The organism is Prevotella sp. P4-67 (assembly GCF_002251325.1).
GTDB lineage: Bacteria > Bacteroidota > Bacteroidia > Bacteroidales > Bacteroidaceae > Prevotella.
Map to the genome: position 1 here is coordinate 1 of NZ_NPJL01000067.1, position 8501 is coordinate 8501.

Annotated in this window: 7 protein-coding genes; 3 read left to right on the plus strand and 4 right to left on the minus strand. The window is 46.3% G+C overall.

Translation table 11 applies throughout. The features are described from left to right. Nucleotides 1–160: 160 nt before the first annotated feature. Complete coding sequence (locus CIK92_RS11780) at nucleotides 161–2473, minus strand: penicillin-binding protein 1A (protein WP_094389202.1); 2313 nt, start codon at nucleotides 2471–2473, stop codon at nucleotides 161–163. A gap of 117 nt (nucleotides 2474–2590) precedes the next feature. Here CIK92_RS11780 and pyrB point away from each other — a divergent pair, with 117 nt between their 5' ends. From pyrB to glyA, 3 genes are all read left to right on the plus strand, one after another. Next, nucleotides 2591–3538, plus strand: coding sequence for an aspartate carbamoyltransferase (pyrB, locus tag CIK92_RS11785; protein ID WP_094387518.1), 948 nt, complete (start codon nucleotides 2591–2593; stop codon nucleotides 3536–3538). A gap of 2 nt (nucleotides 3539–3540) precedes the next feature. Next, nucleotides 3541–3996 (plus strand): aspartate carbamoyltransferase regulatory subunit, encoded by a 456-nt coding sequence (locus CIK92_RS11790; protein ID WP_094387519.1) that lies wholly within the window; start codon nucleotides 3541–3543, stop codon nucleotides 3994–3996. Between the two features lie 98 nt (nucleotides 3997–4094). Further along, on the plus strand, nucleotides 4095–5375 hold the full coding sequence (glyA, locus tag CIK92_RS11795) for a serine hydroxymethyltransferase (protein ID WP_094387520.1): 1281 nt from the start codon (nucleotides 4095–4097) through the stop codon (nucleotides 5373–5375). Between the two features lie 136 nt (nucleotides 5376–5511). Here glyA and CIK92_RS11800 read toward each other — a convergent pair whose 3' ends face one another. The 3 genes from CIK92_RS11800 to upp form a co-directional block, all read right to left on the minus strand. After that, the gene (locus CIK92_RS11800) at nucleotides 5512–6396 is read right to left on the minus strand and encodes a transposase (RefSeq protein ID WP_254046086.1); all 885 of its coding nucleotides are present in this window, start codon (nucleotides 6394–6396) and stop codon (nucleotides 5512–5514) included. A 130-nt stretch (nucleotides 6397–6526) separates the two neighbouring features. Further along, nucleotides 6527–6877: a hypothetical protein gene (locus CIK92_RS11805; RefSeq protein ID WP_094387020.1), complete on the minus strand. Its 351-nt coding sequence runs from the start codon at nucleotides 6875–6877 to the stop codon at nucleotides 6527–6529. A 163-nt stretch (nucleotides 6878–7040) separates the two neighbouring features. Continuing rightward, a complete protein-coding gene (gene upp / locus CIK92_RS11810) occupies nucleotides 7041–7700 on the minus strand; it encodes a uracil phosphoribosyltransferase (RefSeq protein ID WP_094389204.1) in 660 nt (219 codons plus the stop codon). Nucleotides 7701–8501: the final 801 nt, after the last annotated feature.

The following is an 8501-nucleotide window of genomic DNA, read 5'->3' on the forward strand; positions in this document are numbered from 1 at the left end:
TTGATTTATATCAACCGAAATGATGACCCTGGGGACTATATACATTATTATATATTATATAGGGAGACTAACCGCCATAATTCATACAAAATGCCGAACACTTCAAAAAGATATAAAGCCATCTGCTCTTATATCCGCAGATGGCTTTATCAGTCACTCATCACTCAAAGACTTCCTCTATGTCATTTGACCCAGTTTCGTCAACTTCTTTTACACACGAGTTGAAATTTTCGGGAATATCAAAATCGACATCAGGCGAATAGCCCAAATCCTTATTCCTATACACCTTCTTCATATAGTAAGCCCAAATGGGCAGTGCCATAGAGGCACCCTGTCCGAGCGCCATCGAATCGAAATGGATGTCTCGGTCCTCGCCACCTACCCAACAGCCGCTCACCAACTGGGGCGTGAAGCCCATAAACCAGGCATCTGAGTTACGGTTGGTGGTTCCGGTTTTTCCTCCAATAGGTCCCTCGACATTAAACTTATACCTAATTCTTCCACCAGTACCGCCATCGATTACGCCCATCAGTTCTTCTATCATTTTATAGGCACTTTCAGAACTAATCACCTCGTTCATACGAGGCTGGAAACGTGCCACCACATTTCCCTCTGCGTCCTCTATCTTGGTCACGAACATTGGAGCACAGCGTATACCGCTATTGGCAAACGTAGTATATGCACTCACCATTTCTGCCACAGATACATCGCATGGACCAAGGCAAAGTGCCATCGACGGATGTATGTCGGGATTGTTAATTCCAAAATCATGGAGCATTGTAACAAACTGCCGGGGATTAAGTTTACTCATAAGATAAGCTGAAACCCAGTTATTTGACTGAGCCAGTCCCCACTTAAGAGTAACCATCTCTCCATATCGCTTATGACTGGAATTACGCGGAGTCCATGGCTTACCTGCAACCATATATGTCTGCTGAACGTTTGGCACCAAATCACATGGGGTGAATCCATTCTCCATAGCCAAAGCATAGAGAAATGGCTTAATGGTAGAACCCACCTGACGCCTACCGTCCATTACCATGTCATACATGAAATGGTTGTAATTAAGGCCACCCACATAAGCCTTGACAGCGCCCGTATGCGCCTCCATGCTTACAAATCCGGCACGCAAGAATGATTTGTAATAACGAATGCTATCCATCGGCGTCATCACCGTATCAATATCTCCCTGATAAGAAAATACCGTCATGTCAGTTTTGGTCCGGAAGGCACGCCGAATTTCCTCTTCTGAAGCACCAGCAGCCTTCATGGCGCGATAACGTTCACTCTGCTCCATTGCCTTTCGCATAATGCGCTGCACCTCCTTAGGCGTAAGTTTATCTGTAAACGGCGCATTGGGCTTTCTGCGATTTTCACGTGTGAACAAAGGCTGAAGATACTTGGCAACATGACCGTAGACCGCATCCTCCGCATACTGTTGCATGCGAGAATCTATGGTCGTGTAAACCTTTAGTCCATCAGTATAAACATTATAGTTTTCACCATCTTTCTTATAGTTCTTATTACACCAGCCATAGAGCGGGTCGCTTACCCAGGCAATCGAATCAAGAACATACTGACGTCGATTCCAAACAGGATATTTGTCAGGTTCAGGCCGAGACGCCATCATATATTGACGGAGGAATTCACGGAAATATGTGGCGGTTCCATCTTTATGATCCGTCCGATGAAAGTCAAGCCTGATTGGCTCTGCGCAATATTTGCGATACTCATCATCAGTAATATAACCGGCCTTGCGCATTTGCGAAAGCACCACATTACGACGCTGCAAACTTCTATCCGGATATCTTACCGGGTTAAACAAAGAAGGGTTCTTGCACAAACCTATCAACAGTGCAGCCTCAGTTATAGTCAAGTCCTTGGGCTCTTTATTAAAATAGGTATTGGCAGCCGTCTTGATTCCCACGGCGTTATGGAGGAAATCAAAATAATTAAGATACAAGGCTATTATCTCTTCCTTGGTATAGTTACGCTCAAGTTTGACGGCAATCACCCACTCTATCGGCTTTTGCATAAGACGCTCGGCGGTAGAATGAGCCACCTCGGTATAGAGCTGTTTAGCCAACTGTTGTGTAATGGTAGAGCCTCCGCCAGCACTTTCACGCCCGAGCAGTCCACGCTTGACGATGGCACGGCAAAGGGCAATAAAGTCAATACCAGAATGATCATAGAAGCGGGCATCTTCAGTAGCAACCAGCGCCTTGACCAAGTAGGGCGACAGATTATTATACGCCACGGGAATACGATTTTCCCGGTTGAAGCTCCACGTGCCAAGCACCTTGCCGTCCGAAGAATAGACCTGCGTGGCAAATCTATTAATAGGATTCTGCAGCTCGTCAATGGGAGGCATATACCCTATCCATCCATTCCAAATTGCCGTAAACACCACTGTCACGGCCAATACCGAACAGCCCAAAAGAGCCCATAAAATATGTACAACCTTTCTTCTCATACAATGCATTGAAAAAATATCTGCAAAAATACGATTTTTTATGGCAACAAAGGACAAATATTTGAAAATTATGTGTAACTTAGCACTCAATTTAGAATAATACATTCTTCAACACATATGGAAAGACATAATTTTGTGACGATCGAAGACCTTTCCAAAGAAAAGATACTATACCTCTTGGAAATGGCAAAGGAGTTTGAGAATCATCCTAACAGAGAATTGTTAAAAGGAAAAGTAGTGGCTACGCTTTTCTTTGAACCATCCACCCGCACCCAACTTAGTTTTCAAACCGCTGCCAATCGCCTTGGAGCCCGCGTTATTGGTTTTTCTGACGCCAAGACTTCAAGTACAACAAAGGGCGAAACTCTTAAAGACACCATTCTTATGGTATCCAACTATGCTGACGTGATTGCCATGCGCCACTCTATAGAAGGAGCTGCACTTTATGCAAGCGAAGTAGCACCAATACCTATTATTAATGCTGGAGACGGCGCCCACATGCACCCTTCCCAGTGTCTGCTCGACCTCTATTCGATATACAAAACCCAGGGTACTCTTGAAGATCTCAACATCTATTTGGTCGGTGACTTGAAATATGGCCGCACGGTCCATTCCCTCATAACTGCCATGCGCCATTTCAACCCCACATTCCACTTTATAGCCCCCAAGGAACTGGCGATGCCCCAAGAGTACAAGCTCTACTGCAAAGAGCATAACATCAGATACCAAGAGCATACGGCTTTCAACGAGAAGGTAATTGCAGATGCCGATATCCTATATATGACGCGCGTACAAAAGGAGCGTTTTTCCGATTTGATGGAATACGAGAAGGTCAAGAATATCTACATTCTCAACCGAGACATGCTCAAATACGCCAAGGAGAATATGAGGATACTCCACCCGCTGCCCCGCGTCAACGAGATTGCATACGATGTAGATGACGACCCACATGCCTACTATATACAGCAGGCCAAAAACGGACTCTACGCCCGCGAAGCCATCTTCTGTCATTGTCTCGGAATCACCCTTGACGACATCAAAAACGACAAGACTATAATAGAATAATCATGGCAAAGAAAGAAATGTTAGTTACTGCCATTGAGAATGGCACCGTAATAGACCATATACCTGCAGAGAAAACCTACAAAGTGGCAAATCTGCTCAAGCTCGACACCCTGACCACCCCTGTAACTATAGGCAACTATCTGGAGTCAAAGAAAGTAGGACACAAGGGAATCATCAAGGTATCCGGGAAGTTTTTCACCGATGCAGAGATCTCCCAATTATCAGTACTGGCTCCTAATGCCGTGCTCAACATCATCAAGGACTACGAAGTTGTAGAGAAAAAGACCGTAGAAACTCCTGACGAACTGCGGGGTATCGTGAAATGCAACAATCCTGTATGCATCTGCAACAACGAGCCCATGCTCACCATCTTCAACGTAATAGACAAGGCTCACGGCATCATCAAATGCCACTATTGCGACAAGGAGCAAGAACTGAGCAAAGTAAAGTTATGCTAATTCCAATAAAAAAATAATGTTTCATAACCAACACAATTCCCATCAGAGTAAGTTGGGCTCACTCTCCTTCTGGAGGAGAGGACGGGAATACTAATAATATGGAAAGAGACCAAATAATATTCGATCTCATCGAGAAGGAACACCAGCGCCAGCTAAAGGGCATGGAGCTCATCGCTTCCGAAAACTTTGTCAGCGACGAGGTTATGCAAGCCATGGGCAGCTATCTTACCAATAAGTATGCTGAAGGTCTGCCCGGACATCGCTATTACGGCGGTTGCCAGATTGTGGACGAAGTGGAGAACATTGCCCGCGAGAGAGTCAAGAAACTCTTTGGCGCCGAGTTTGCCAACGTGCAGCCCCACTCTGGAGCCCAGGCCAATGCAGCAGTATTATTAGCCATCCTCAAGCCTGGCGACACCTTTATGGGACTCAATCTGGACCACGGAGGCCACCTTTCTCACGGTTCACGCGTTAACACATCTGGTATTCTGTACAACCCAATTGGCTATGAACTCAACCGAGAAACAGGCCGTGTCGATTATGACGAGATGGAGCGCCTCGCATTGGCACACAAGCCAAAGCTCATCATCGGCGGAGGCTCTGCCTATAGCCGCGAATGGGACTATGCCCGCATGCGCAAGATTGCCGATGAAGTAGGCGCACTGTTTATGGTAGACATGGCCCATCCCGCCGGACTCATTGCAGCCGGACTGTTGGACAACCCTGTAAAATATGCACACATCGTAACCACTACCACCCACAAGACTCTTCGCGGTCCACGCGGCGGTGTAATCCTGATGGGCAAAGACTTTGAAAACCCATGGGGCATCACTACCAAGAAGGGCGAAGTGCGCATGATGAGCTCCCTGCTCAACAGCGCCGTATTCCCCGGCACCCAGGGCGGACCTCTCGAGCACGTTATCGCAGCCAAGGCTGTTGCGTTCGGCGAAAATTTGCTCCCATCATGGAAAGAGTACGCCACCCAGGTCAAGAAGAACGCTGCGGTATTGGCCGACGACCTCATCAGCCGTGGTTTTGACATCGTAAGTGGTGGTACCGACAACCACTCAATGTTGGTAGACCTACGCCCCAAATATCCCGAGCTGACCGGCAAGGTCGCCGAGAACGCATTGGTCGCAGCCGATATCACCGCCAACAAGAACATGGTGCCCTTTGACACTCGCAGCGCATTCCAGACATCCGGAATTCGCCTGGGTACAGCCGCATTGACCACACGCGGTGCCAAGGAAGACATGATGCACCTGGTCGCCGAACTGATAGAAGAGGTGCTAAACGCTCCCGAAGACGAACAGGTTATCGCCCGCGTACGCGAGAAAGTAAATGAGACCATGAAGGCTTATCCACTTTTTGCATACTAAGCAACCGCCCTATACAATATAGAAATCTCCCTCGGTCACACCAAGTGGCGAGGGAGATTTCTTTTTGCTTCAATCGAGAAATTATAAATCGCATCGTAATGGGTCAGCGGATTTTTCCGGTTGGTAACACCGTATGTTAGGAATAAAGTGTTGCCAGCCTGTACATGAAGAACCTGATATCCCCTACACCTCTGAACTGTGTTCTAAAAGCCTTGATTTTAGCATTGAACGATTCTGCCGATGCATTGGTAAGCCTTTCCTCAAAATAGTTGATGATGGTATCGTTGTGGTTCTCAAAGGTTTCAATAACCTTGTTGAAACCTTCATACCCGAAATCTTCGACATCATTGTACCATCTGGCAAGGTTAAGCCTTGCCACTCCTGGCTGGGTTTTCTTGTTGAAAATGTCCACAAGACTGAGGTAGAGACCATACGCCTTCTTGAGTTTGGGAAACATCTGAAAGAGAATTTCGGCCCTTGTCTGCTGTTGGGCATTCCATTTCGATTTGTGCATGAGAATCATATGTCGGCTGCGTGCCATAATCTGCGGCCTGGTTTCACCGTTGGCCATACGTTCTGGTACCCATTCCCCTATAAGTTCCTTCTCGGCCCTCGTATGTGCCGCCTTACGTTTTGTCCTATGCTCTTTTATGGCCTTGTTCTCCTCCGCAAGCACATCCCATCGTAAGGCTATTCTCATCTGGTCAATGGCCTCGGTCATAAGTCGTTGCACATGGAAACGGTCATTTATCAGCTTGGCATTAGGGAACGCAGTCCTCACTGTCAGCATCATGGCAGAAGACAAATCTGTGGTCACGGTCCTTACACGGCAGCGCAGTTCACGTGGGACTTTCTTCAATATTGCCGACACTGTATCCGAAGCTACACCACGAACCATTGCAGCCAGCGCTCCCTTGCCGCCGTGGGCTGCCTTGTCCGTCAGGATAGTGTAGACCTCACCGTTGGAAAGACAGGTCTCGTCAAGACTCATGTCCTCACCGAAATTGTCTGGAAACAGCATGTACTCCTCTGCATGGTCCAATTGTTCCCAGTTGCGATAGTCACTGATTTTCTCCTTGTACTGTTTGCGCAGCGTCTGACCGTTGAGACCGTTGCGGGCCGCAAGCGTCGAGATGCTTACGGGAGTAGACTCAATCTCCCTCTTTTAAAAAAGAAACGAACTCTGCATTCAATCGAGTTTCGTCAAACTCGGACAAGTCCCATTCGTAGCTGAAGATCTCGCCGGTGTCCTTGTCCAACCATTTGCGTTTGCGTACATGAAGATACGTAGCACGGCCACGGATGGGAAAATCCTGGATGACGTGATAGTCACCAAAGCCGTGGGATATCACATTGCCGTACTTCTTGTCCTCACGCATCTGAACCTTCTTCTCGTCAAGATAAATGTCAAAGCGGCTATCGGTCTTATCAAAACTTACAACATCGAAGTTGTCTATAAGCACATCCGGAAGAATGGCGCGTAGTAGCTTGGTCTGTTCCATATGGCAAAGGTACGACTTTATTCCTAACATACGGTGTTACCAACCGGAAAAATCCGCAGACCCATCGTAATGCCCTCAAGGACGAGAACATTACGATGCGATTATCTTTGCAGTAAAGCATCAGCAAAGTCGAGACAATCAGATGATTGCCAACATATTTTCCTTACAACTTGCTGCCGTAGCACAAGTCACCGGCATCACCGAAACCTGGCACAATATACTTGTGGTCGTTCAAGCCTGGATCAATGGCTGCACACCAGATAGTTGTCTTTTCCTCGGGGAAAGTCTTCTTGATATGCTCTATTCCCTCTGGTGTCGCAATGACACAAGCTACATGGATACGCTTTGGAGTACCCTTGGTAAGGAATGCCTTGTAGCCCAGCTCCATACTGCTTCCTGTCGCCAGCATCGGGTCAGCTATAATAATGTTCTTTCCCTCAATGCTTGGCGTAGCAAGATACTCTACATGCACACCCACTTCATGATGTTCCTTGTCTACATATTCACGATAAGCCGAAACGAAAGCGTTGCCGGCATGATCGAATATATTAAGGAATCCATTATGGAAAGGAAGACCTGCACGGAAAATTGTGGCGAGCACAATCTTGTCTGTAGGCACGTTGACCGTAGATACACCTAACGGGGTTGTTACCTCACAAGGGGCATAATCTAATGTTTTGGAAATCTCGAATGCTTCAAATTCGCCAATACGCATGACGTTGTTACGAAAAAGCAATCGGTTGTTCTGATAATTGACATCTCTCATCTCAGCCAGATATTGGTTGATAATGGAGTTCTTCTCACTTAGGTTAATAACTTCCATCGTTTAGTTTTTGCTTGCAAAGGTAGTGTAAACCCGAGAAAAAACAAAGGAAAACCCGCGATATTTTTCTGTTTTTCCTGCATTTATGTTCTCGGGGTGCCAACACCCTCCTTGCCATGACCGCGACAAGGCAAAATTGTAACCAGCACACAATTATCACACCCTTGCTGCCCATTAACCCATAGTCCCATTCCGAACCACAGCATTTTGCATTATTGTCAGAATTAACATTAACGTATATTCTACACACATTCGCCAGTTCCCGACCAGCCATCGAAACGTAGTTCTTGCCATCTACCACGAACTTCTTTTTAGAATGCAAAACAATCAATGCAGGGTTGGCAACAACAAATGCAAAACCTGAAACAAGTAAATCACCCCACGAATTCAGATTATATGCCATCACCTTCGACATCATTATACCAAACCGACTATCGGCGCAGACATCCTGCTGCAAAAAGCCCACTTAACGGCACATAAAACTATCTTGTTGCCACCTGCCTATACGCTTATTTCACATTATAGCTAACCTCTACCCCACCCAGCTCCACGATAACCTGCCATAAGAGCCTCCCGCTCATATCATCTTTCAAGATTATGGCCCCAACTATATCAATCACGTATGTAAAACTCATTTTTTTTGCAAACTCCGTATAGCAAAAAAAGCGGGCAATGTATAGTTTTTCAATTCTTTAACCTAAAATATCTAACTAAAGAGTATTTTTGTCGTTTTTCGGTTGGGCATTATCCGTTTTTTGCTTAATTTTGCGTCGTCTAAGAGTGGATATTATCTATAGATAA